The organism is Nocardia sp. NPDC049737 (genome assembly GCF_040674755.1).
In the GTDB taxonomy this organism is placed as follows: domain Bacteria; phylum Actinomycetota; class Actinomycetes; order Mycobacteriales; family Mycobacteriaceae; genus Nocardia.
This window is the reverse complement of sequence record NZ_JBFANH010000001.1, coordinates 559926-581660: the sequence shown is the minus strand read 5'-3', so window position 1 is coordinate 581660 and position 21735 is coordinate 559926. Positions and strand designations below refer to the sequence as shown.

Below are 21735 nucleotides of genomic sequence, written 5' to 3'. Positions count from 1 at the left end.
GGGCACTCGGCTTACCGGACGACCAGCTGTCTCGTGGGTAGACCACATGACATGAACGCGCCGTTGTCGGTGCCCCCAGCCGCTATTGCACCTGGTGATCGGCCATCAGCGGGATCGGCTAACTTGGCAGACAACCGTGCGGCAAGGCACGCGGTGCGAGGTTGCGGAGGAGGTTCGGTGGATACGAACGCGGAGACGACGGGTACCGCGAGTTTCGACGAGCTGGCCGTCGAGATACGTCGCCGGATGGATTCGCTGTCCACCGCGCACAAGAAGTTGGCTCAGCGAGTGCTGTCGGATCCCGAAGCCGTGGCGTTCATGACTGTTTCCGAACTCGCCGGCGCGGTCAATGTCAATGAGGCCACGGTCGTGCGCTTTGCCAATGCTCTGGGTCTGAAGGGATATCCGGGGCTGACGCGACTGTGCCGCGAACGGTTGCAGGAACAAGCGCAACTGTTGCGCCGCTTCGACAATCTCGAGCACCTCACGGCCGAAGGTATCGGGCTGCGCGAACAGACCGTGGGGCTGGATCAAGCGAATATCGCCCGCACGTTCGCGCGTATCGACGACGCGATGTGGGATTCGACCGTCGATCGGCTGGCCCACGCTCCACGGGTGCATGTGATGGGCCTGCGCAAATGCCACGCCCCGGCGTATCTGCTGACCTACCTGTTGCGGATGCTGCGCGAGGATGTGTCGGCGATCGATGCCAGTGTGGGAACGCTGACCGATGAACTGCGTCGGGTGCGTGCGGGCGATTGTTTCGTGGCGATGTCGATCCATCGATACAGCCTCGACACTGTGCGCGCCGCGCAGTGGGCTCGACAGCGCGGTGCCCACGTCATCGCATTGACCGATACCGCCGTCTCGCCGCTGGCGGTCTCGGCGCACGATACGTTTTACGTCGATGCGTCCAGCGCCAGCATCCTGCGATCGATGACCGCCTTCACCTCCCTCGCCCAGGCAATGACGGGTGCCGTCGCACAACTCCTGGGGCATGAAGTGCGCTCGACACTGCTCGAGGAGGAAAAGCTGTTGAGCGAGTTCGGCGTCTACGCACCCGATTGATCGGCGCGGTCGGCTACTCCGCCGTAGCCAGCTGTGCCGCACCGGCCCGGCGCTGATGAATCAGGCCGGCAGTGACCGCGGTCGCGGTGACCAGGAGGGTCAGCGCGAGCGGCGTACGGGTACCGGAATTCAAAGCCATTCCACCGACGATGGCCAGCAGGACGACTCCGACCGCGTAGGACAGGTACGGGGCACCCCACATTTTCACAGGCAGTGCGGTGATCTGCGCCGCGGTCTTATGGCGACGCCCGACGATCTGGGTGGCACAGATGCACAGGTAGACCACGACCGCGACCGCACCCGAGGAGCTGAGCAGGAAGGTGAAAACCGCTCCGGTGGGCAGGAAGTAGTTCGCCACGACCGCCAGGAATCCGGCACTGGAGGCGGCGAGAACACCGGCGACCGGCACCCCGGAGCGGGCGGTCCTGCCCAGCACGCGTGGGCCTTCACCGCGGCGCGAGAGCGAGAACAGCATCCGCGATGACGAGTAGAGACCCGAGTTCAGGCAAGACAGCACGGCCGTGAGTATGACCAGATTCATGGTGGTCCGCGCACCGGGAACGCCGAGCTGGTCCAGCACCGCGGTGTACGGGCTCTGCGTGACTTGCGTTGCGTTCCAGGGCAATAGCGTGACGACAACAAGTACCGAGCCGACGTAGAAGATCAGGATGCGTCCAGCGACGCTGCGCATACTCGCGCGCACCGCGCTGACCGGATCTTGCGCCTCACCCGCGGCGATCGTTACCAGCTCGGTGCCGAAGTAGGAGAAGAACACCGTCAACGACGCCACGAGCAAAGGTGTCGCGCCATTCGGGAACAGGCCGCCGTGCCCGAGCAGGTTGGCCGTTCCCGGCGCCTGGTAGTGCGGAAGCAGGCCACAGATGGCTGCGATGCCGATTGCGATGAAGGCGACGATCGCGACGACCTTGATCATGGCGAACCAGAACTCGAAACGCGCGAAAGACGTTACCGCCGCGAGGTTTACGGCGGTCAAGGCGCTCATGAAGATCAGCGAATACAGCCAGGTCGGCACCGACGGCAGGAGTTGATTGGCGACCGCCGCGCCGGCAATGGCCTCGAAAGCGACTGTGACACACCAGTGATAGGCGTAGACCCAGCCCACCGACAGTCCTGCCCAGGTACCGAGTTCGCGGGAGGCGTAGCTCGAGAACGATCCCGTTTCGGGGCTGGCCGTCGCCAGCTCGGCGAGCATGCGCATAACCAGAATGATCACCAGGCCGGTGAGTAGGTAGACGATGACGATGCCCGGACCTGCTGCGGAGATCGCTTTGCCGCTGCCGACGAACAACCCGGCGCCGATCACTCCACCGATACCGATCATCGTCAGCTGCCGAGTGTTGATGCTGTGCTTCAGATTTCCCGAGCTAGGCACGATGCCTTCTTCCATAAACCGTGGGCCGGTGCCCGATGCAAGTAGTGACATAGAACACGCCCTGCCGATTCGACGCAATAGTAATTGCAAACTGTGTGATGTCTGCAAATTCTATGGCATAGTGCTGACATAGAACCCGCCGAGGAAGAAGTGAGGCCCATGTCCACCGTGCTGGTGAGCAGATCCGGTTCCATCGCAACGCTCGTTCTCAACCGCCCCGAACGGCTCAATGCCGTCAGTGAAGAGCTGTACCGGACGCTGGTCGACGAACTGAATGCCGCCGACTCCGATCCCAGAATCCGCTGCGTCGTCCTCACCGGTGCCGGGCGGGCGTTCTGCGTGGGGGCCGACCTGAAAGCGCACAAGTCCGGCACGAGGACTCCCGCGGAGCAGGCGCGCTACGTCGATTTGGGCCAGCGTGCCTGCGAGCAGATCCAGACGATGGGCACCCCGGTGGTGGCGGCGGTCAACGGATATGCCCTCGGTGCCGGTGCGGAACTAGCGATCAGCGCGGACTTCATGGTCATAGCCGAGGACGCGCAGATGGGGTTTCCCGAGGTGAGCATCGGCACCTTCGTCGGTGGTGGTGTAACCAACCGGCTGCCACGTCTGGTCGGTCTGCGTAGAGCCACGGACATGCTGATCCTCGGAGAGCGATTCACCGGTCGGCAGGCACTCGATTGGGGGTTGGCCCATTCCGCGGTAACCAGTGATCTTCTGCTAGGGCTGGCCGAAACCCTCGCAGCGAAGGCGCCACTCGCACTGGCCCGGATGAAGGCGGCACTGCGCCGCGATGACCCCCTCGACGTCGCGTTCGCCACTGAGCAGCACGAGCTCCTGGCATTGATGGCCACCCGGGATTGGGCAGAAGGCGTCGCCGCATTCGCCGAACGCCGCACCCCCGTCTTCGAAGGAAGGTAGAGATGACCAGCATCGACGACCGCACGTCCGGCCTCGGCGCGCCCGCCCGCACCGCACTCGAGCGGCTGTTCGACCCACATTCCGTCGCCATCGTCGGCGCATCCGCCAATCCGGCCAAGCGCGGCTTCCAGGCCATCCGCGCCCTGCAACAGTCCGGCTACGCACATCCCATCTACCCGGTCCACCCGACGGCACTGCAGATCCTCGGCCTCGGCGTGTACTCCTCGGTCGATCGGCTCCCCCACGGCGTCGACGTCGCGCTGATCGCTTTACCCGCCGCCGCCGTCCCCGACATGCTGCGCCGTTGCGCCGCCGCCGGTATCGCAGGAGCCGTCGTGCTCGCCAACGGTTTCGGAGAGATCGGGGGAACCGGCGCCGAACTCGCCGCCGCGCTCGCAGTGGCGATCGCCGAGACCGGCATTCGGGTCATCGGGCCCAACACCTCCGGCCTGCTCAACGTCGCCTCGGGCGCGAATCTCGTTGGCCTCGAGCATGTTCCGTGCGGCCCGATCAGTGTGATCACGCAGAGCGGAAATATGCTGCTGTCGCTGGTCAACGATGATCGGGCGACCAAAGGCCCCGGTTTCCACATCTGTGTGGGGCTGGGTAACCAGGCCGATATCCGGTACGACGAGTGCCTCACCGAATTCGTCCGCGATCCGGGTACGGGCGTCGTGGCCATTCATTCCGAGGGGTTTACCGACGGACGGTCGTTCCTGATCGCCGCCGCTCGTGCCATTCCGGAAAAACCGGTTGCCGTATTGCGCGGTGGCCGTTCGGAAGGGGGGCGCCGCGCCGCGCGGTCGCACACCGGCTCGATCGCCGGACTCGACGCCGTGGCGACGGCCGTGCTGCGGCAGGCCGGGGTGGAACTGGTCGACCGCTCCGACGAGCTCGCGGTCGTCGCCGGCGCCCTTGCCGACTCCGCCCCGATCGCGCCAGGGCGCAAGGTCGCGATCCTCAGCGACGGTGGGGGCCACGCCACGCTGGCCGCCGACGCCCTCGCCGCCAACGGCATCGAACTAGCCCAACTCGGCGATCGGACACAGAAACGGCTGCGGCATCTACTCGGCGCTAATGCGGCCGTGGCTGATCCAGTCGACGTGGCGGGCGCCACCGACGCCGACCCATTGGTGTTCGCCGAGGCCGCCGAGATCCTCATGGGCGATCCCGATGTCGGTCTCGTGCTGGTCATCGGTCTCTATGGCGGCTACCACCTGCGCTTCGACCCACGGCTGCGCACGATCGAGGATGCCGCCGCCGGAGTGTTGCTCACACTCGTCGCCGAACACGATGTCCCCCTGGTGATCCAGAGCTGCTACGCCGGCCTCGACATCGCCAACCACGACCGCCTGCGGGCCGGCGGCGTACCGGTGATCACCTCCATCGATCACGCCGTACGGGTCGTAGCGGCCCTGGAGCGGCGTGGTCGCCTGCTGGCGACTACCCCGCAACGCTCCACACTTGTACTTCCACCGCCAGCCGCCGCCATCCCCGGATCGGGACTTCTCGATGAACCCACCGCACGGCGGGTGGTCGCCGCCGCCGGAATCGACCTCGGCGCATGGACTTTCGCACGCACCGTCAAGGATGTGGCCGCGGCTGTCGCCGACTATCAGCGACCGTGCGCGCTGAAAGTTGTTTCCCCGCAGGTCATCCACAAATCCGAGGTGGGCGGGGTCAGGGTCGGCGTGCCGGCCGCCCAGGCGGCCGAGCAGGCACAGGCGATCATCGACTCCGTCCATGCGCATGTGCCAGACGCCCACATCGATGGGATGATCGTCGCCCCAATGGCCGATGCCGGAATCGAACTGTTGGTCGGCGCCACTCGCGATCCGATTTTCGGGCCGGTGGTGGCCTTCGGTAGCGGTGGCGTGATGGTAGAGGCATTGCGCGACGTCACATTTCGTGCTGCGCCCTTCACCGAGTTCGAGGCCCGCGAAATGATCGACGAGACGATCGCCGCCCGCATGCTCGACGGCTACCGTCATCTCCCCGCAGTCGACCGGCACCAGCTTGCCCGATTTCTGGTCCGCGTCGGCGATTTCGTAGCCGCGCACCCGGAGATATCCGAACTCGATCTCAATCCGGTGATCGCATCCGGTTCCGACCTAGTCCCGGTCGATATTCGAATTGTATTGCGCGAGAATTCCGGAGACGATGATGACTGAGCCGATCCGCGTCGACCGTGTCGGCCATGTCGTCGTCTGGACACTGAACCGCCCGGCGGCGCGCAACCCGATATCCGCGCAAGACACGATTACCGCCCTCGAGGACGCGGTGACGGCGGCCAATCACGACCACAGCGTGCGGGCGGCGATTCTCACCGGCGCAGGGACAGCCTTCTCCTCCGGCGGCGACCTGAAACAGATGCGCGATCGTGCCGGAATGTTCGGTGGTGCACCGGCGCAGCTGCGCCAAGGGTACCGGCAGGGTATCCAGCGTATTCCAAAAGCGTTGTACGACTGTGAGATCCCCACGATCGCCGCCGTCAATGGTCCGGCCATCGGCGCGGGGTGTGATCTGGCGCTGCTGTGTGATCTGCGGATCGCCGCACGCACTGCGGTATTCGCCGAGAGCTTCGTCCGGGTCGGACTTGTGCCCGGCGACGGTGGCTCATGGCTGTTGCCGAAGGCAATCGGTATGGCCCGAGCGTGCGAGATGGCCTTCACCGGTGAACCGATCGACGCGCACACCGCGCTCGATTGGGGCCTGATCTCCGATGTCGTCGAACCCGACGCCCTGCTCGATACTGCCCACCGCCTCGCCGCCCGCATATCCACCAACCCACCGCACGTACTCCGGATGACGAAGCGATTACTGCGCGAGGGCCGACACCAGAGCCTCGACAGCCACCTCGAGCTGGCCGCCGCGATGCAGGCGGCCGCTCACCACACCGAAGATCACCGCGAGGCCGTCACAGCCATGCTGGAGCGTAGACCGGCCGCCTTCAACGGCCGATGAGCGGTCGGGCATGGCTGACCTCCCCCTATGCGCGTTGCGTCCTAGAAATGCCGAGGCCGGACCAGCCCGATGTCGTAGGCGAGCACCACCGCCTGCACTCGATCCCGCAGCCCGAGTTTGCGCAGAATCGCCGAAACATGGCTTTTTACAGTGCCTTCGGTGACATCCAGTTTCGTCGCTATCTCGGCGTTGGAGGCAGCTTGCGCGATGAGTGTGAGGACCTCGACCTCTCGATTCGTGAGATCGGCGAGATCCGGCATTGCCGCCGTTTCGGGGCGCATGTCGGCGACGAACCGATCCAGCAGCCGGCGCGTCACCCGCGGCGCGAGCAGCGCCTCTCCGCTGGCCACCACACGTATCGCCTCGACCAGTTCGGCGGGCCGGGTGTCCTTCAGCAAAAATCCGCCCGCACCGGCGCGCAGGGCCGCGTACAGCAGTTCGTCCTCGTCGAAGGTGGTCAGGATGATGACCGAGGGCCGGGGCTGGAATGCGGAAAGTCGTTGCGTCGCCTGCACACCGTCGACACGAGGCATCCGCAGATCCATCAGCACGATATCCGGCTGTGTCTGTGCTGCCAGGTGCACCGCCTCCGCCCCGTCCCCGGCCTCGCCGACGACCCGGATATCCTCGCGTGCCTCCAGGATCATCCGAATCCCGGTGCGGACCAAGGCCTGATCATCGGCGACCAGCACACTGACTGTCATCCCCGCCTCCGTGTGATCTGCCGCGCGCACGCGCGTCGCGGCGGCCGGCCCATCGCGAGCATCCAATCATCCGAGTGTCCGGATCCGGACCTGCGGGCATGTCAGTCCTTCACCGGATCCGCTCCCAGGTGCTTGGTAACTGAATCACCGGCTTCCACCGTATTCCATAGTGCCCGGTTCACCCGGAGCTTCACGGTACTGCCGTCCTCTAGCCGGACTATCAAGCGCCGGTACAGATTTGCCCCGTCGAACAACCCACGCGACTTCTTGATAACCGTCCCCCGCCATTCCTGCTGTACCACTGATCGACTCCTTCCTCCGCCAGGCGTTCATGCCGCAGGTTCCTTGCGGCGTACCTCCAGTGTTTCTTGTCGCCGAGCCGAGAACATCAACTTGCAGGCTTGTATTTGTCTCTGTCGAAAGTTGGAGACCAGCCTCGGATGGCCGGCGGTCAGCGGCGATGACATCAGGCGGGAGATGATCGGCGTCCGTGCCGAGCTGCTGCGTGGGAACGGATTCCGGGTGGTGAGGTAGCGCCGTTCGGGTGGGCGTGAGGCCCGATTCGAAACTTGCTCATCGTGGTTGCGACCGGACCGGAAGCCATGCCGCGACGCGGAAGCCACCGGCAGCGTTAGGGCCGGCTTCGAATCGTCCGCCCAGCTCTGTGACACGTCGCCGCATCCCGTCCAGGCCCCGACCACTACCGTGACCGAGTCGGCTACCGCCGCCGTTATCGGTAATCGCCACCACGAGTTGCCCCGCGGCGATCCGGACGTCGACCTCGGCTCGTTCGGCTCCCGCGTGCCGCAGGACGTTGGTCAGCGACTCTTGCACGATCCGGTAGGCAGCTTCGGCAACTCTCGACGCGACAGCGATGCCATCTGTCCCGTGCCGGTTCACGACCACCTCGACTCCGACCTGTGACATCGACTCCACCAGCCTGTCCAGATCCCCCAGTCCAGGCGAAACGCTCGAGTCGCGGTCGATCACCTCGAGCAGTCGACGTACTTCGCCGAGGGCTTGTCGGCCAACGGACTCCAATGCGGCAACGGCATCCCGGGCCTTGTCGGGGTGAGTGTCGAAAACATCGTTGGCCGCTGCGGCTTGCAGCACCATCAGCGACACCGTGTGCGCGAGCACATCGTGTAGCTCACGCGTGATACGGGCACGTTCCTGCTGGACCATACGCCGGGCTTCGGAGTCGCGCTGGGCGGATCTCGCGCGTCCCAATGCGCCCCAGGTCCAGGCCAGCAGAGCGGCACCAGACCACAGCAAGGCTTGCAACCCTCGCCCGGTGGTTCCCAGCGCGAGCACGAAGAACAACACCGCCGCGGCAAGACCCAACAACGACGTGCGCGCGGGACGCAGCCACGAAAAGGTCGTCAACACGATCAAGGCGACGCCCGACCCCACCGGAACGTGCAGCAGTTCCAACGTTGCTCCCACGAGCAGGGAGGAAATCGTGACGAAAACAGGCCGACGGTCCATCCACCAAACGACGACCGCCTGGCACACCACCAACCCGATCACGACGACGCGGCCCGTCGCCATGGGCACCGCCTGAGGAACGAACAACCCTACCGGCAACAACGTGGCAATGGTGCAGGCGACCAGCAGCACCCTCCAACGCCGCGACAGCCCCGTCTCGAACTGATCCCGCACGTCACCGACGCTACCGGCTCCGACACCTCGACCGCCGCATCTCCCACCGGGCCGTCGGCTACTCCATCGACTCGCGCATGACGTCGGGAGATCGGGAACTCCTTGCGCCAGTTGACACCCCACGCAGCGGCGAGAAACTGGTAGTGGGTGGCGCCCGATTGGTGCGGCCTGGCCCTCTACGCGACATGGGCCTTTTCGAGTGGTCGACATGCTCGGAATGCTCGCGGACGAGACCAACGACTGATCAAACGCGAAATCCGGCCTGCGTGCACCGATGTTTTGAAAGATGTTGGTAGACAAGGGACATGGACATTCAGGAACTTCAGACCCGCGCGATCGCGATTCACGACCTCTACGACGTCCTGAACCTCGCCGAGCGAGGCCGCACATGGACTCGCCAGGACTTCATGCTCGGGTTCGTCGGCGATGTCGGTGATCTCGCGAAGCTGGTTATGGCGGCCGAAGGCACCCGGTCGATGCCCGGGGGCCGCGCTGCATTGGAACACGAACTCGCCGACTGCCTTTGGTCAGTGCTGATCCTGGCTCACCGATACGAGATAGATCTCGAAACCGTCTTCACCAAGACAATGGGCGAGCTCGAGGAGACCATCCAAGCCCGGCTGGTCAATCATCCTCCTGCATAGCGACATGGCGAAGGATGGCATCCCTGTACGCAGACGACGTAGGCTCTTGGGGTATCGCTGGCCTGACCAGTCGAAACGCTGGCCAGGACAGAGCATTCGAGCGAAATACATCGCTGTCGAGCCGCCCATCCAGCGATCTTGACGAGCCTCGAAATTACATAGCTATAGCCCCATCAGCTCACCAACTCAGGCCCAGTAGCGGTCAGGCGCAGACGCGATTGAGCTCGTCGGTGTAGGGGTCGAGGCTGGCGACGTTCTCATCTACCAGCGCGTCGGCGTAGGCGGTGATGGCATCCTTCTCCGTGCCCTGGGCCAGATCGGCCAGGCCGCTCAGCCTGTCGGACAGTGCTGTCGCTGTCGACTCATCCAGGGTGCCGCCGCTCGTGTCGATCGCGATATTGATCAGCTCAATGGCCTTGGCGCAGTGGGGGGACTGCGCGTGCGCGGGTCCGGCGGGCAGGAAGAGTACAGCGGCAGCGGCCGCACAGAGCACAGCGGCGAAGGCCGTCGACTTGGTCATGATTTCCTCTCAGAACGTTGGTCTGATCGTAGTGCCACAGCGTGAGACCCTGATCGCCTGCCTACCCAGGACAGCCCTCTTCGGAGGTGGGCAGGTCCCCCCCAAATCGGCGCCGTCACACTGGGAAAGAAGTTTCTTCACTATGGGCCGGGTGAGTAGATCCTCGATGTGGGCGCGAGTGATGTCGGGCGAGGACCGGGTGCTCATGGCTTGACGTCGTTTTCGAGCCGGTCCCGCTCGTCGACGGCTGCGGTGAGGACGGAGGAACCCGGTCGTTTGCCGAATTTCCATTCGTTGAAGGCCAAGTTGAGCAGGACGGCGGCGACTGCGGCGGCGCTGATTCCGGAGTTGAGGACCACTGCGATTCTTTCGGGGAGGGCGTCCCAGAATTCCGGTGCCGCAACGGGTATGAGGCCGAAGCCGATCCCGACCGCGACGATGATCATGTTGAGGTTGTCCTGGTAGTCCACCCGGGACAGAGTTCGAATCCCGCTCGCCGCAACCGATCCGAATAGCACGAGTCCGGCGCCGCCGAGTACCGGGTACGGAATTCCGGCGACTATCGCGCCGACCACCGGGAGCAGGCCGAGCAGCAGGAGAATCAGGCCGCCGGTTGCCACTACGAACCTGCTTTTGATTCCGGTCAGTGCGACCAGGCCGACGTTTTGCGCGAATGCGCTGCAGGTGAAGGATCCGAAGACCGGCGCAACCGTCGTCGACAGCATGTCGGCTCGCAACCCGTCCGCCACGCGCCTGGCATCGACGTCGGTTCCGACGATTTCGCCGATCGTGAGGATGTCGGCCGTGGTTTCGATCAGGGTCACCAGGATCACGATTGTCATCGCGACTATGGCCCCGACTTCGAAGGTCGGCGCCCCGAAGTGCAGCAGCTGCGGCGGCGCGACCAGGCGGGAGTTGCCCACCTCGGAGAAATCGACCTTGCCTGCGCACCCCGCGATGACGGTGCCGAGCACGAGCCCGATAAGAATCGACAGTCGCGACAGCGCGCCCTGGAACAGGCGACTGATCACCAGGATGATCAGCAGCGTCAGGCCGGCGAATCCGATGTTGGCCAGGGAACCGTAGTCGGGTGCGGCGGAGTTGTTGCCCATTGCCCAGTTGAAGGCGACCGGCATCAATGAAAGGCCGATCACGGTGATGATCGTGCCCGTCACCACCGCGGGGAACATTCGCACCAGTTGCGCGAAGAACGATGACAGCACCAATCCGATTACCCCGGCGACGATGATGGAGCCGAATACCGGACGTAACCCGCCGGTGGTGGCAATCGCCACCATGGTCGATACGCCGGCGAAGGAAACCCCCTGCACGATGGGCAATCGGCTGCCGAACGGTCCGATTCCGAGGGTTTGCAGCAGCGTGGCGAGGCCCGATACGAATAGGGCCGCCGTCACCAGTAATCCGATCTCGGCGGCGGACAGCCCGGCCGCGCCGCCGACGATCAGCGGTGGCGCGATCACACCCCCGTACATCGTCAGAATGTGCTGGGCTCCGTAGGCGGCCAACTGTCCCGGCGAGTGTCTTGCGTCCTCCGGTCGTCCACTGTCCGCCCGGCCGCGACGCCAAGTCGACTTCCCCATACCCTCATCCTCTCCGAACGCGGAAATCATGTTCCGCACCACGGAAATGTGACAGGCATCACTCGAGTGTGGCTACGGTAGGTATGTCCAGTCTTCGGTCCCGCGGCGGCACACCGCATTGTTGGTTCGGCTAGTTGCCCCTGTCTCTACTATCGCCCCAGGCCTATTGCGAGTCGACGTGATGCAACCAGGTGACGCTCCGTCCATCCGCTGTTCTGCACCCCCGACCGAGGGCCCTCTGAGAACTCAGGTGTCTTGGCCCGCGGTGCGGACCTTGATACCGTGAAGGCTCATCGCATCACCGCGGAGGATCACGTGCACCGTCTCATGCCGAAAATCATTGCTGCCGCAGCGATCTCGCTGGCACTCGGTCTGCAGCCGACGATCGCGGCCGCAGCCCCGGACGGCACGCCGCCGGAGCCTGCACTCACAGCCCGAACCCCCACGACAGCTCCTTTCGACCCCATCTGCCCCCTCTGTTTCCTGCGAGAACTGATCGAGAGCGGCTCCAGCCACCAGTAACATTCTCGCGGTCCGCTGATGAGAACTCGGTGGTAGTCCGACCTCGAAGCCACGAAACCCCCGTGTCCTGATCGAGGGCACCGTCGTATAGCTGCGCCCTGTCATTCGTACGGTCGGTAGATCCATTCTCCGACATTCCTCATATCCAGCGCATACGGAATCGATTCGCGCACAACCACTCACAAGCAACCTGCACGTGTCGAAGGGTGAGCCCGCGTCATTCCAACCGCCGCTCAGTTGCAACCAGCCGCCGGGCAGCCCGATCTTCGAGTCGACCGCGACGTTGCATTTTGGTTCGGGGTGCTCGTCGCGCCAGCGGATGTAGGCGGCGATGGCGTCGTCCTGCTCGCCGCAGCTGCGGTGATCGGTGCCGTTAGGAGCGAAGTACCGCAGTGCGGCAAACTCGGACCCGATCGAGTCCAGCAACGAGCAGTAAGTCGGCAGGAACACCAACTCGACGTCGTTGACCGGGCACCACTTTCGTGCATCTCGCGGCGTTTGTGCGGGGAGAGGTTATCAACGATCACATACAACTTCTCGCCCGGCCAGCGGTGACGCAATGACTGCAGAAGGGACCCGAAACTCGGTCCAGCGCTTTCGATCTCAGGTCCGACAGTAGAGCTGACCGGTAAATCCAAGGCGCCCAGTAGATTAGCGTGGCAAGCATGGAATCAGTTCTCGTCGCACGCTTGTAGTGGGCTGCAAGGTGCAACCCTCCCAACAAGATTGAAACAACACGCCCGCTTGCTACCTTGACGTTGCCTCGACTCCGAAAGGACTCCGACCGTGAAACCCGGCCCTCCTGTCGACCTGCGGCAGAATCAGCCCCACACCGCCCGAATGTATGACTACTACCTCGGCGGCAAGGACCATTACAGCGCGGACGAGGAAGCGGCTGAACAGGTCGTGACCATCTGGCCAGGAGTGCGGGTGGCCGCGCAGAAGAACAGGGCGTTCATACACCGCGTGACACGGTTCCTCGCAAACGCGGGCATACGTCAATTCCTCGATGTCGGAACCGGTATCCCGACCGAGCCGAATCTGCATCAGGTGGCCCAACAGATTGCGCCCGACGCGCGAGTCGTCTACGTCGACAACGATCCGATCGTGCTCGTCCACGCCAGGGCATTGATGGTCAGCTCACTGGAGGGTCGTACCAACTACGTCTCCGCCGACGTCACGACACCCGAAAAGATTCTCAACGCCCCGGGATTGCGCGAGACACTGGACCTGACCCAACCGGTCGCGCTCAGTCTCAACGCGCTGATGCATTTCATCCCCGACGAGCAGGACCCCTACGGAATTGTCGACACTCTGATGGACGAGCTCGTTCCTGGCTCGTATCTAGTGATGACACACGTCACGCCAGACTTCGACCCGACGGCAATAGGAACCGTGGTCGACATCTACCGCCGCAGCGGCTTGCCATGCCAAGTCCGAAGCCGAGACGAATTCATGCGGTTCTTCCAGGGACTACAGTTGGTCGATCCCGGTGTAGAGGTGCCGCACCGCTGGCGCCCGGACGGTGTCGAACCCCCGAAGACAATGGACGCACAAGTGTCCGCCTACGCGGGCGTTGCACGCAAGTAATGCAACCCCCGCACCCAGGAGACTGCCCCGTTACGAAGTCGAAATCCAGTCCCTGCAACACCTTTCGATGCTGAGGTCGCAACCACCACTCGTACCTCGAGGTCGATGGGCGAAGAGCTCGACAAGCGAAGCCGGTCCGACACTGTGATTTGCGAGCCGAGCAGTACGGGTGCATATGAAACGAGCCCCCGTCCGCCGGTCCGGGAATTCAGAACTTGTCCGGGAACTGGGTGATGATGCCCTGGCTGAGGATGTCGGCGACATCCATCATGTGTGCCTTGGCCTCGTCGAACTTGGCGGTCGCGTCGCTGTACTTGCCGCCGATGACGGCGGCTGCGTAGGCGACGGTCTGGTCGATGTGCATGCTCATCGCCTCACGCATGTCCTGCTGCGACCAGTGGGTTGATCGAGGCGACCGCCGACCGCAAAGCCACCAGCACGCGCACGGCGCACGCCCGCGGCGATCGCACGCTGCATATCGTGATCCAGCGTGATCGAACGCAGACCTTCGTCGTAGGAGTCGAGCGGCGGGCCGCTTTGAGAGGCTCGTTGCAACGGACCTCGTGAAGTAGTTGCAGGCGTATGGGTTTGCGGCCTATAGCCATGAAGGTCGGCTCGTCACAGACGCATTCGATCAGCAGCCATTACCCGGACTGAACGTTGGCGTTGGCCATATGGGGTTGGACGCGACGCCGCAATGCCCCGTCCGAACCTGCGCGGTCCCCCTCACTCGGCCTGGGGGAACGCTAGGGGTCGACAGCCTGATCGGCACCGAATTCGAAGGCTGGACCCGCGACGCGAACTGCCGTGGTACGACAAGGACGGCCACCCCACCAGCCACGACCGCGACGCCAACCCCGGCAACTGAGCCGCAATCAGCGCCGAGCACAGAACGGCGGGCCGTTCGGCCCGCCGTTTTCGCATCCTGACCAGGGCCTCCGTAGCGGCGCTGCCGTTGAACATGATCCGCCGCCCGGACGTGCACAGCCGCAGCCCAGCGAGACGGTACCGCGGCGAGTTCATCGCCCCGACACCGAGCGGCTGGAACTCCATGCGACTGACCGGTTCCGGGACGACCTCGCTCTCACACGTGGTCGACCAAGCCTTTGGCACCCTCGGACACGGCGCAGTGCACGCAGCAGAAGAATCGGCCGTCCGACTCCACACCGTGGCCGATGATCTTGCAATTGCAGTGCTCGCAGATGGGTGCCATGCGGTGGATCGCACATTCGAAGCAGTCGAAGACATGCCGCATTCCCTGAGCCTCGACGACGATCGGCATAGCGTAATCGTTACCGCAAACCTCGCATGCGCTCATGGACCGTAGGCTACTCCGCGACACCGGCACCATATAGCTAATTTCGGGTTATCTGCGCATGACCACGTCGAACTGCGCAGTGGACGTCACCGCCTCGAGTTCGGCACCAATGTCCGGGCCGTCGACTTACCCTGGCGGCTGCCATCGCGACGGCTCCGGCGGCCGTACCGGCCGCCGTCGTGAAGGTCACCATTGTCCTTTACGCACTGAGAGGTGTTCCGCTGGGCGAGCGCCCCGCAGTGATCCGTGCGCTGACACCGCTACTCGCGCCCCACAGAAACAAGGGGTCGTAGGTTACGCTCGCCTCCGACCATCGGATCGCCGACTTCAGAGTTCGCGACTGTCCACCGCAATAGGGGCATGGCTAGCGCTAAAAACGCCGCAGTAGACGCAGCCCGTCCTTGCCCTCACATATCAACCCCACCGCCACAGCGCGGGGACGAGTCGACTCCAACCCACCCCTGCGGGGAACCCCTGCAATACTCCGACAACCACTCTGCGCCTCACCCACCGAAAACGCCTCCCGAGCCGATACCTCAATGTCAGAACTTCTGCTTCTGGCACAACAGGATTCAGCTCTCTGCGACCTCCTTCGCTTACATACTCCTACAAGTATGAATAGCCCATGGCTATCTTCTATTGAATCATGCTGCGCCGCATCGTATTCGGGCGGATTCGGCTGAAAATAAGGAGCAAATACGGAGTGCCGTACCGTCCATGCCGCGACCTTTGCGAGGCGCCTTGAAGGCACCTCCGGGCAGTAGCCGAGGCCCGATCTAGGTAGGCTCTCGGGGAGCGCCACTCGACGGGGGACAGTGATGAATAGCGATGAGCGAATGCTCGAGATCCAGCGGATCAATGAGCGACTCGCGGCGGTGCGCGGCTCCGCGCGTTCCCGAGACGGCAGCGTGAGCATCGAGACGGATGCCGGCGGTCGGATCACCGACCTCTATATCGCCGACTATGCGATGGACAACGGCCCTCAGCACCTGGCCAACCTCATTATCGACCGTCACCGTGCCGCACTCGGCAACGCCGAAGCCGCAGCCGTGCAACTGTTCGAGGAGTCCAGGTGAACGTCGACCCCGTGAAGATGCGCGCACTCGCGGCGTCCGTACGGATGAACGCGGGCAGGATCACGACGAAGACCCCGATCGCGAAGGTGAGCCGTGATCTGGCCCGGGAACGGATGGCGAATTCGAACCTCGCTGTCAAAGTCGAGGAATCACTGAAGGCGCTGGACACCGTGCTGGCATACCACAATCGCCGCCTGAGCAGCTTTTGCGACAGCGTGGAGACCGCCGCGGGTGTCTATGAGCAGACAGATGCCGACTGGGCTACTGAACTCAAGCAGCTGGGGGGCTAGCGATGGCAGATGGACAGGCGCTGACCATATCGAAGGTGCTCGGCTGGGATCTGCGCTATCTCGGTCAGGTTGTCGACATGATGAACGAGACCTACAAGTTCATCGAGACCGAGGCCACCGCAGCGGGAAACGCGATAGAGCAGTCCGACGACTACTTCGACAGTTCGGCGGGTGACGCGGCACGACGGCGCGGCCAGGAGGATCGCACCGACACGATTCAGACCTCGGACGTCATCGAACAGATGGCGTCGAAGCTCAGCTCCCTGGTCTCGACCCTGGAAACCAATATTTCGACGATCCGCACCCGCAAAGCCGAAGCCGAGGACTCGAGATGGGATCTGTTCGTCACCGAGGACGGCCACGTCAAGTCCCGCACATCGAACGCCGAAACCTACAGCGATTACTTCCCATTCGGTGATGTCGCAGTAGTTGCGAAGGAAATCGTCACCCGGCGTCTGGACAACTTCATCTCCGCCGCCTTCACGCTCGTGCAAAGAGCAGATCAGGAAGGCGCGGAGATCTACATCAAGGAAATCGAGAAGCTGTCCGACCGGGTGAAGCAGGGCCTGGTTGTCAAGCCGGACGATCCGGAACTCGCGAAAATCCTCGAGGACTATCAAACAGAGGTCTCCACCGGGCTGCCGAGACTCTGGCCGGTCGGGTGGCCAGCCGACATCCTCAAGGATCACGGCATAGAAGTGAGCCCTTCGCTGATGACCGCCGAAGAAATCTCGGCCATGGAGAACCTGCTGCAGAACCAGGGCGTCGACGCGGTCGCAAAAGCCCTCACCCTCCCCGACCTGGCCAGGAACGCCGCCTTAGCGGAGTATCCGGACTCCGTAGCCGATGGCCAAGGCGATGCCTATCGGCACATGTACTGGAACGCCCTCATGTCGCAACAATTCGGCGAGGACTGGGCGCAAACATACGCCACAGCACACGAAAAGACCGGCGGCAATACGCCGCAACGTGAAGCAATGGACCTCTACAACAACGAAATCGGGCGCGCGATCGGGGCAGCCAACCCCAAAGCCAGCCCCGAAGAACTGGCCGCGCTGGTCGGACAGCAGATCAAAGATGGCAAAGCAGTAGTCATCCAGACTTCGAATACCGATGGCAGTCAACTGCCCGCCCCGCAGATCACCTGGAGCAATCGGGTGACCGAGGCGATGACGGGATCGCCAGCTGGCGTTGGCATTCCACTACCCGGGAGCAAGTGATCATCAGATGAGAGTCGGAGCCCTTGCGGTCGCCACCGGTTTGGTACCGGTGCTGCTCGCTGCCGGATGTGGGCCGGACCAGTCTCCTGGTAATCGGGAGGCCGCGAGTACCGACTGTCGTGCTTCGTTCGATGTGCGGTCGGGCGGATCATCGCCGAGCGGCGGTTTCACTCTTCTGACTGCCGCGAGGCATGCGGCTTCCGGTGAGGTGCCGGTCAAGATGGTGGAAATCACCCGAGCCGCCGGTCTCCAGGACGAGTGGGACACCATGGTGGTCCTTACGCCGGGCATGAAAGCCGACAAGTTGAACGAACTCGCGAATACCCCCGGAATGTGCTGGCAGAACTTGCCCGGTCCATACAACGACGACAAGCCGACGACGGCCTACTACCTGTTTCTTCGTGGCGGGAACCCCTTGCGGGCTGCGACCTGGTGGTTCCCCACCGATGACGAACTGGACTTCCGTTGGACCAGTACGAAAGTGGTGTACCCGGATACCATGCTCACCCCGCTCCACTCACCCGGCGCCGATCCCAAACTCCGTGTGGCTCCGGCGAATTGAGTTGAATCGTGGATAGCGTCCTCGGCGCAATCGGAAGTGCCAGATCAGGCGCAGCTTGGGGCGCAAGCATGCGTGCCACTACGGCAACCTCTAGGGCTTCAGCTCAAACCTTGCACCGACGAAGGATGGACGATCAACTCCAAAACTTCGACCACTTGGCCGGTCCCCGATGCGTGGTTCGGATCGCGATGAACTGATGGAACCGAACGTGCGTGGTCCGCGTCTAACCTACTGAGACCAAGAGGATGGGATGGTCCTCGTCGGACGGCCAAGTACCAGAAGTCCAGGAACCATCCCACAACGGGTCTCGCTTTCGGTCTACCAAACTGAGCAATGTCGCACTGGTAACCGCGATAGCCCGGGGGCCAGTTGCAGATCATGCGCCGAAGTCTGACCTCGCACTCTGTTCCCTTACCGCCGACCAATACGGTTCCGGCCTAGAAACACGAGCCTGGCGGCCCATCCCTGGCCAGAGGCGAGAAACCTCACCCGATGAGTACGAACCGCCCATCACAGGCTATTGTTGATCAAGTGCGTGACATGTCACGCCAAGCGTCGTAGATCGCATTCGCTTCGCAACCAGCGCTTGCCGTATCCGCTCTTCTTACGGCGATCGATTTTGCCCATTGGCAATCTCGCCATTTCGTGCCCCGGCGCGGACCCGGAAGGTCCACAGACGGCTCGGGCACCACCTGATGCCCGAAAGGCACCGCAACACCTATGAGTTCTGCTGACATTTCTTTTGCCGCGCTCGGCGTGAGCGCACCGCTGGTGAAGGCGTTGACTCGCGCCGGGATCACCGAACCTTTTCCGATCCAGACCGACACCCTGCCTGATTCGCTGGCCGGACGCGACGTGCTGGGCCGTGGCCGGACCGGCAGCGGCAAGACGCTCGCCTTCGCCATCCCGATGGTCAACCGTCTCGGCGGCGGTCTCGCCGGTAGGCGCGCACCGAGCCGCCCGACCGGCCTGGTGCTGGCGCCGACTCGGGAATTGGCCACCCAGATCACGGCCGCGCTGGAACCCCTCGCCGCGGCCTATCGCATGACCGTCACCACGATTTTCGGTGGGGTCCCGCAGAACCGGCAGGTCCGGGCGCTGCGCGCCGGTGTCGACATTGTCGTCGCCTGCCCCGGCCGGCTCGAGGATCTGATGAACCAACGTCTGATCTCGCTGGATGCCGTCGAGGTCACCGTGATCGACGAGGCCGACCACATGGCCGACCTCGGGTTCCTGCCAGGCGTGACCCGCATTCTCGCGGCCACCCCGAATGACGGTCAGCGCCTGCTGTTCTCAGCCACCCTGGATAACGGCGTCAACAAGCTGGTCAGCCGCTTCCTGCCGGATGCCAAGCTGCATTCCGTCGATGAGGCGAACTCCCCGGTCGCCGCCATGACCCATCACGTTTTCGAAACCGCGAGCGTCGAAGCCAAGCGCGAGGTCGTACACCGGCTCGCCTCCGGCTCGGGTCGGCGAATCCTGTTCATGCGCACCAAACATCAGGCTCGCAAACTGGCCAAGCAACTGACCCTCGCCGGAATTCCGGCCGTCGATCTGCACGGCAACCTCTCGCAGGGCGCCCGCGACCGCAACCTCGCGGTCTTCGCCGCCGGTGATGCCCTGGTGCTGGTGGCGACCGATGTGGCCGCGCGCGGCGTGCACGTCGACGGTGTCGAGCTGGTCGTGCACGTTGATCCGCCCGCCGAACACAAGGCGTACCTGCACCGTTCGGGCCGTACCGCGCGGGCTGGCAACTCCGGTGAAGTGATCACCCTGGTGCTGCCCGGCGAACGACGCGACCTGGCCGACATCATGCGCAAGGCCAAGATCACTGTGACCCCGCAACGGGTCACCGCCGATTCGCCCGTGGTGGCCGAACTCGTCGGCACGATTGCCCCATTCGTCGCGCCCTCCTACAGCGAGCGGGCGGCACGTGAAGACGACCGCCGCAGCAGCAGCGGACCGTACCGTAGCAGTGGCGGAGCGCGAAGGGGCAGCGGCGGACCGCGCCAAGGCAGCGGTCGTCGCAACGCGGCGCATGGTCAGTCGCGCGCCAAGCCGCGCGCTCACTCCGCGCGCGGAACGGCCGCATAAGGCCCGTTTTCGGTCGCTCCCCCAGACAAGCCCATGCCGAGATCGCCGAATCGCTGAGCATCGCCGGCCAACTGCCAGGCATCGAATGCTGGTGAACGTGGCTGATGACGCCGGTACTGACGGGCAACCCATCGAGTGCGAGGCAGTCGCGCCTGATGGGTTGCCGTGCGATTGCGTAGCCGGGAAATCTGCGGGCGTGGCCAAGAGGAACACGCCGGGACACGACACTTGGACCTTTCCGATCCAACCCGGCCATCTACCCCACGCCCGGCCCCGCGGCTTCGACCGCGCGAACGGCCACCGATCCTCCCACACAGCGAATCCAACTCCGCCGCAACAACATCCAACACCGCCCCCAGCACACTACCGAACCGAGTGCCGTTGCAGTACTAGCCCCGAGAGAATGCACGGCCATGCCGTTGAGCGGTCGGTGAGAGGCTTCTGAACTATTGTCCCGCAACGGAACTCGACCTGTGGCCGAACGCGCCCACATGCCGATTCCGAGTCTTCGCATGCGCCAACGACGAACACTCCGGACGTGCACGTAGTGCGGAAAGTCTCGACGTGCCGCACCGCCCCCGTGCAAGTTCGAGATGCCGTCACTCCTGTGTCGACGAGGGCCGTCGGTGCGGTCCTGCTTCGGACAAGGCGGCAGCCTCGTCGGGTCGGTCCGCCGACCGGTACACGCGAACGAGGTCGTCGCGGGCGCGCTGTGCGAAGGGATCATTGTGCCCGACAAGCTGTTCCCGGTAAGTCAGGAGCTCTTCATACAACGGGATCGCCTGATCCCAGCGACCCGCAGCCTCATAGGCGGCAGCGAGATTGCAACGATCTTCGTAGGTCTCGGCGCCGCCTCTGTCGACGTACGTCAGGTTCCGTTCGAACAACGCGACAGCCTCGGCATATCGGCACGCCCGGTAGCACGCCACGCCAAGCACGCGGCGAGCGCCCACGACGGAATACACCTCGGGCCCGAACATTTTCTCGCGATACGCGAGAAGTTGTTCGAAGTGCGGAATGGCTTCGTCCCATCGACTCAGCGACATATAGGTGCCGCCGAGTCGATTGTGAACGGCGTTGGTGTCGTGGTGATCGTGACCGAGGACCCGCTCCCGGTACGCCAGAAGCTGCTTCAAAAGCGGAACTTCGTCATCCTCCCGCCCTGCCCGGTGATAAGCGTCGGCGAGACGATCGCGCGTCTCGTTGGTGTCCGGGTGGTCGTGACCGAGGCTTTGCTCCTGCAGTGGCAGAAGTTCTTCCATCAGCGAGATGGGATCGGCCTCACCAGATGTGGCGGCGGTCCCACTCGACGTGGCCTTCAAGCGCCGGCTCAGAGCGGCCGCTGCCCGTTTGATCGGTTCCAACACGCTGGCCCCTCCTGGTCCAACTGGCGAGCGGGAACCTCACCGCTCCAGCCTAGAAAACCTATCTCACTCGAAGTCACGACACCCACGAAGACAACGAGCCGATGCTTCACTGACGATCCGTGCGGCAGGCCCACGGAAACGGAACTGGGGCGGCGGCAGCCTCACTCATCAAAGGAAAGCGATACGAGGTCATGAAGCGACACCGATGCTGCAATCCGA

The 21735-nt window shown here is 63.8% G+C and carries 19 protein-coding genes; 11 read left to right on the top strand and 8 right to left on the bottom strand.

The genetic code is table 11. The features are described from left to right. The first annotated feature begins 177 nt into the window (after nucleotides 1–177). Nucleotides 178–1068, top strand: coding sequence for a MurR/RpiR family transcriptional regulator (locus tag AB0J47_RS02815; RefSeq protein ID WP_364339725.1), 891 nt, complete (start codon nucleotides 178–180; stop codon nucleotides 1066–1068). A 13-nt stretch (nucleotides 1069–1081) separates the two neighbouring features. On the opposite strand, the gene AB0J47_RS02810 is transcribed toward AB0J47_RS02815, so the two are convergent. Then, a complete protein-coding gene (locus AB0J47_RS02810; RefSeq protein ID WP_364339723.1) occupies nucleotides 1082–2461 on the bottom strand; it encodes an amino acid permease in 1380 nt (459 codons plus the stop codon). Between the two features lie 159 nt (nucleotides 2462–2620). Here AB0J47_RS02810 and AB0J47_RS02805 point away from each other — a divergent pair, with 159 nt between their 5' ends. Genes AB0J47_RS02805 through AB0J47_RS02795 form a run of 3 tightly spaced genes read left to right on the top strand, consistent with a single transcriptional unit; the run spans nucleotide 2621 to nucleotide 6346 of the window. After that, nucleotides 2621–3382, top strand: coding sequence for an enoyl-CoA hydratase/isomerase family protein (locus AB0J47_RS02805; RefSeq protein WP_364339721.1), 762 nt, complete (start codon nucleotides 2621–2623; stop codon nucleotides 3380–3382). A gap of 2 nt (nucleotides 3383–3384) precedes the next feature. Beyond that, nucleotides 3385–5553, top strand: coding sequence for an acetate--CoA ligase family protein (locus tag AB0J47_RS02800; RefSeq protein ID WP_364339719.1), 2169 nt, complete (start codon nucleotides 3385–3387; stop codon nucleotides 5551–5553). Beyond that, complete coding sequence (locus AB0J47_RS02795; RefSeq protein ID WP_364339717.1) at nucleotides 5546–6346, top strand: crotonase/enoyl-CoA hydratase family protein; 801 nt, start codon at nucleotides 5546–5548, stop codon at nucleotides 6344–6346. The genes AB0J47_RS02800 and AB0J47_RS02795 overlap by 8 nt, the downstream gene beginning before the upstream one ends. Nucleotides 6347–6387: 41 nt before the next feature. Here the strand turns inward: AB0J47_RS02795 and AB0J47_RS02790 are convergent, their stop codons facing one another. Both AB0J47_RS02790 and AB0J47_RS02785 read right to left on the bottom strand, forming a co-directional pair. After that, the gene (locus tag AB0J47_RS02790; RefSeq protein WP_364339715.1) at nucleotides 6388–7050 is read right to left on the bottom strand and encodes a response regulator transcription factor; all 663 of its coding nucleotides are present in this window, start codon (nucleotides 7048–7050) and stop codon (nucleotides 6388–6390) included. A 573-nt stretch (nucleotides 7051–7623) separates the two neighbouring features. Then, nucleotides 7624–8712, bottom strand: coding sequence for a histidine kinase (locus AB0J47_RS02785; protein WP_364339713.1), 1089 nt, complete (start codon nucleotides 8710–8712; stop codon nucleotides 7624–7626). Nucleotides 8713–9017: 305 nt separating this feature from the next. Between AB0J47_RS02785 and AB0J47_RS02780 the strand changes: the two genes are divergently transcribed. After that, the gene (locus tag AB0J47_RS02780; protein WP_364339711.1) at nucleotides 9018–9356 is read left to right on the top strand and encodes a MazG nucleotide pyrophosphohydrolase domain-containing protein; all 339 of its coding nucleotides are present in this window, start codon (nucleotides 9018–9020) and stop codon (nucleotides 9354–9356) included. Between the two features lie 202 nt (nucleotides 9357–9558). On the opposite strand, the gene AB0J47_RS02775 is transcribed toward AB0J47_RS02780, so the two are convergent. Both AB0J47_RS02775 and AB0J47_RS02770 read right to left on the bottom strand, forming a co-directional pair. After that, nucleotides 9559–9876 carry a hypothetical protein gene (locus AB0J47_RS02775; RefSeq protein WP_364339709.1) on the bottom strand — a complete coding sequence of 106 codons (318 nt, stop codon included), beginning with the start codon at nucleotides 9874–9876 and terminating at the stop codon, nucleotides 9559–9561. A gap of 203 nt (nucleotides 9877–10079) precedes the next feature. Beyond that, nucleotides 10080–11477, bottom strand: coding sequence for a nucleobase:cation symporter-2 family protein (locus tag AB0J47_RS02770; RefSeq protein WP_364339707.1), 1398 nt, complete (start codon nucleotides 11475–11477; stop codon nucleotides 10080–10082). Nucleotides 11478–12785: 1308 nt separating this feature from the next. On the opposite strand from AB0J47_RS02770, the gene AB0J47_RS02765 reads away from it, so the two are divergent. Further along, entirely contained in the window at nucleotides 12786–13589 is an 804-nt protein-coding gene (locus AB0J47_RS02765; protein ID WP_364339705.1) for an SAM-dependent methyltransferase, read from the top strand. A gap of 208 nt (nucleotides 13590–13797) precedes the next feature. Here the strand turns inward: AB0J47_RS02765 and AB0J47_RS02760 are convergent, their stop codons facing one another. Together AB0J47_RS02760 and AB0J47_RS02755 are read right to left on the bottom strand one after the other, a co-directional pair. Further along, on the bottom strand, nucleotides 13798–13953 hold the full coding sequence (locus AB0J47_RS02760) for a hypothetical protein (RefSeq protein ID WP_364339703.1): 156 nt from the start codon (nucleotides 13951–13953) through the stop codon (nucleotides 13798–13800). A 720-nt stretch (nucleotides 13954–14673) separates the two neighbouring features. Continuing rightward, on the bottom strand, nucleotides 14674–14907 hold the full coding sequence (locus AB0J47_RS02755) for a hypothetical protein (protein WP_364339701.1): 234 nt from the start codon (nucleotides 14905–14907) through the stop codon (nucleotides 14674–14676). A gap of 818 nt (nucleotides 14908–15725) precedes the next feature. Here AB0J47_RS02755 and AB0J47_RS02750 point away from each other — a divergent pair. From AB0J47_RS02750 to AB0J47_RS02730, 5 genes are all read left to right on the top strand, one after another. Continuing rightward, a complete protein-coding gene (locus AB0J47_RS02750; protein ID WP_364339699.1) occupies nucleotides 15726–15983 on the top strand; it encodes a YbaB/EbfC family nucleoid-associated protein in 258 nt (85 codons plus the stop codon). Continuing rightward, nucleotides 15980–16273 carry a type VII secretion target gene (locus AB0J47_RS02745; protein ID WP_364339697.1) on the top strand — a complete coding sequence of 98 codons (294 nt, stop codon included), beginning with the start codon at nucleotides 15980–15982 and terminating at the stop codon, nucleotides 16271–16273. Before AB0J47_RS02750 ends, AB0J47_RS02745 begins: the two co-directional genes overlap by 4 nt. Before the next feature lie 2 nt (nucleotides 16274–16275). Beyond that, on the top strand, nucleotides 16276–17493 hold the full coding sequence (locus AB0J47_RS02740) for a hypothetical protein (protein ID WP_364339695.1): 1218 nt from the start codon (nucleotides 16276–16278) through the stop codon (nucleotides 17491–17493). 220 nt (nucleotides 17494–17713) lie between these two features. Next, the gene (locus AB0J47_RS02735) at nucleotides 17714–18055 is read left to right on the top strand and encodes a hypothetical protein (RefSeq protein ID WP_364339693.1); all 342 of its coding nucleotides are present in this window, start codon (nucleotides 17714–17716) and stop codon (nucleotides 18053–18055) included. A gap of 720 nt (nucleotides 18056–18775) precedes the next feature. Beyond that, nucleotides 18776–20149, top strand: coding sequence for a DEAD/DEAH box helicase (locus AB0J47_RS02730; RefSeq protein ID WP_327096571.1), 1374 nt, complete (start codon nucleotides 18776–18778; stop codon nucleotides 20147–20149). A 599-nt stretch (nucleotides 20150–20748) separates the two neighbouring features. On the opposite strand, the gene AB0J47_RS02725 is transcribed toward AB0J47_RS02730, so the two are convergent. After that, the gene (locus tag AB0J47_RS02725; protein WP_364339690.1) at nucleotides 20749–21516 is read right to left on the bottom strand and encodes a tetratricopeptide repeat protein; all 768 of its coding nucleotides are present in this window, start codon (nucleotides 21514–21516) and stop codon (nucleotides 20749–20751) included. Nucleotides 21517–21735: the final 219 nt, after the last annotated feature.

Bases quoted from the DNA above. Each gene is read 5' to 3' on its own strand.
- AB0J47_RS02775 (WP_364339709.1), bottom strand. From the start codon at position 9,876: ATGACCAAGTCGACGGCCTTCGCCGCTGTGCTCTGTGCGGCCGCTGCC.
- AB0J47_RS02740 (WP_364339695.1), top strand. From the start codon at position 16,276: ATGGCAGATGGACAGGCGCTGACCATATCGAAGGTGCTCGGCTGGGAT.
- AB0J47_RS02770 (WP_364339707.1), bottom strand. From the start codon at position 11,477: ATGGGGAAGTCGACTTGGCGTCGCGGCCGGGCGGACAGTGGACGACCG.
- AB0J47_RS02800 (WP_364339719.1), top strand. From the start codon at position 3,385: ATGACCAGCATCGACGACCGCACGTCCGGCCTCGGCGCGCCCGCCCGC.
- AB0J47_RS02805 (WP_364339721.1), top strand. From the start codon at position 2,621: ATGTCCACCGTGCTGGTGAGCAGATCCGGTTCCATCGCAACGCTCGTT.
- AB0J47_RS02735 (WP_364339693.1), top strand. From the start codon at position 17,714: ATGGTGGAAATCACCCGAGCCGCCGGTCTCCAGGACGAGTGGGACACC.
- AB0J47_RS02795 (WP_364339717.1), top strand. From the start codon at position 5,546: ATGACTGAGCCGATCCGCGTCGACCGTGTCGGCCATGTCGTCGTCTGG.
- AB0J47_RS02755 (WP_364339701.1), bottom strand. From the start codon at position 14,907: ATGAGCGCATGCGAGGTTTGCGGTAACGATTACGCTATGCCGATCGTC.
- AB0J47_RS02750 (WP_364339699.1), top strand. From the start codon at position 15,726: ATGAATAGCGATGAGCGAATGCTCGAGATCCAGCGGATCAATGAGCGA.
- AB0J47_RS02730 (WP_327096571.1), top strand. From the start codon at position 18,776: ATGAGTTCTGCTGACATTTCTTTTGCCGCGCTCGGCGTGAGCGCACCG.
- AB0J47_RS02760 (WP_364339703.1), bottom strand. From the start codon at position 13,953: ATGCACATCGACCAGACCGTCGCCTACGCAGCCGCCGTCATCGGCGGC.
- AB0J47_RS02780 (WP_364339711.1), top strand. From the start codon at position 9,018: ATGGACATTCAGGAACTTCAGACCCGCGCGATCGCGATTCACGACCTC.
- AB0J47_RS02790 (WP_364339715.1), bottom strand. From the start codon at position 7,050: ATGACAGTCAGTGTGCTGGTCGCCGATGATCAGGCCTTGGTCCGCACC.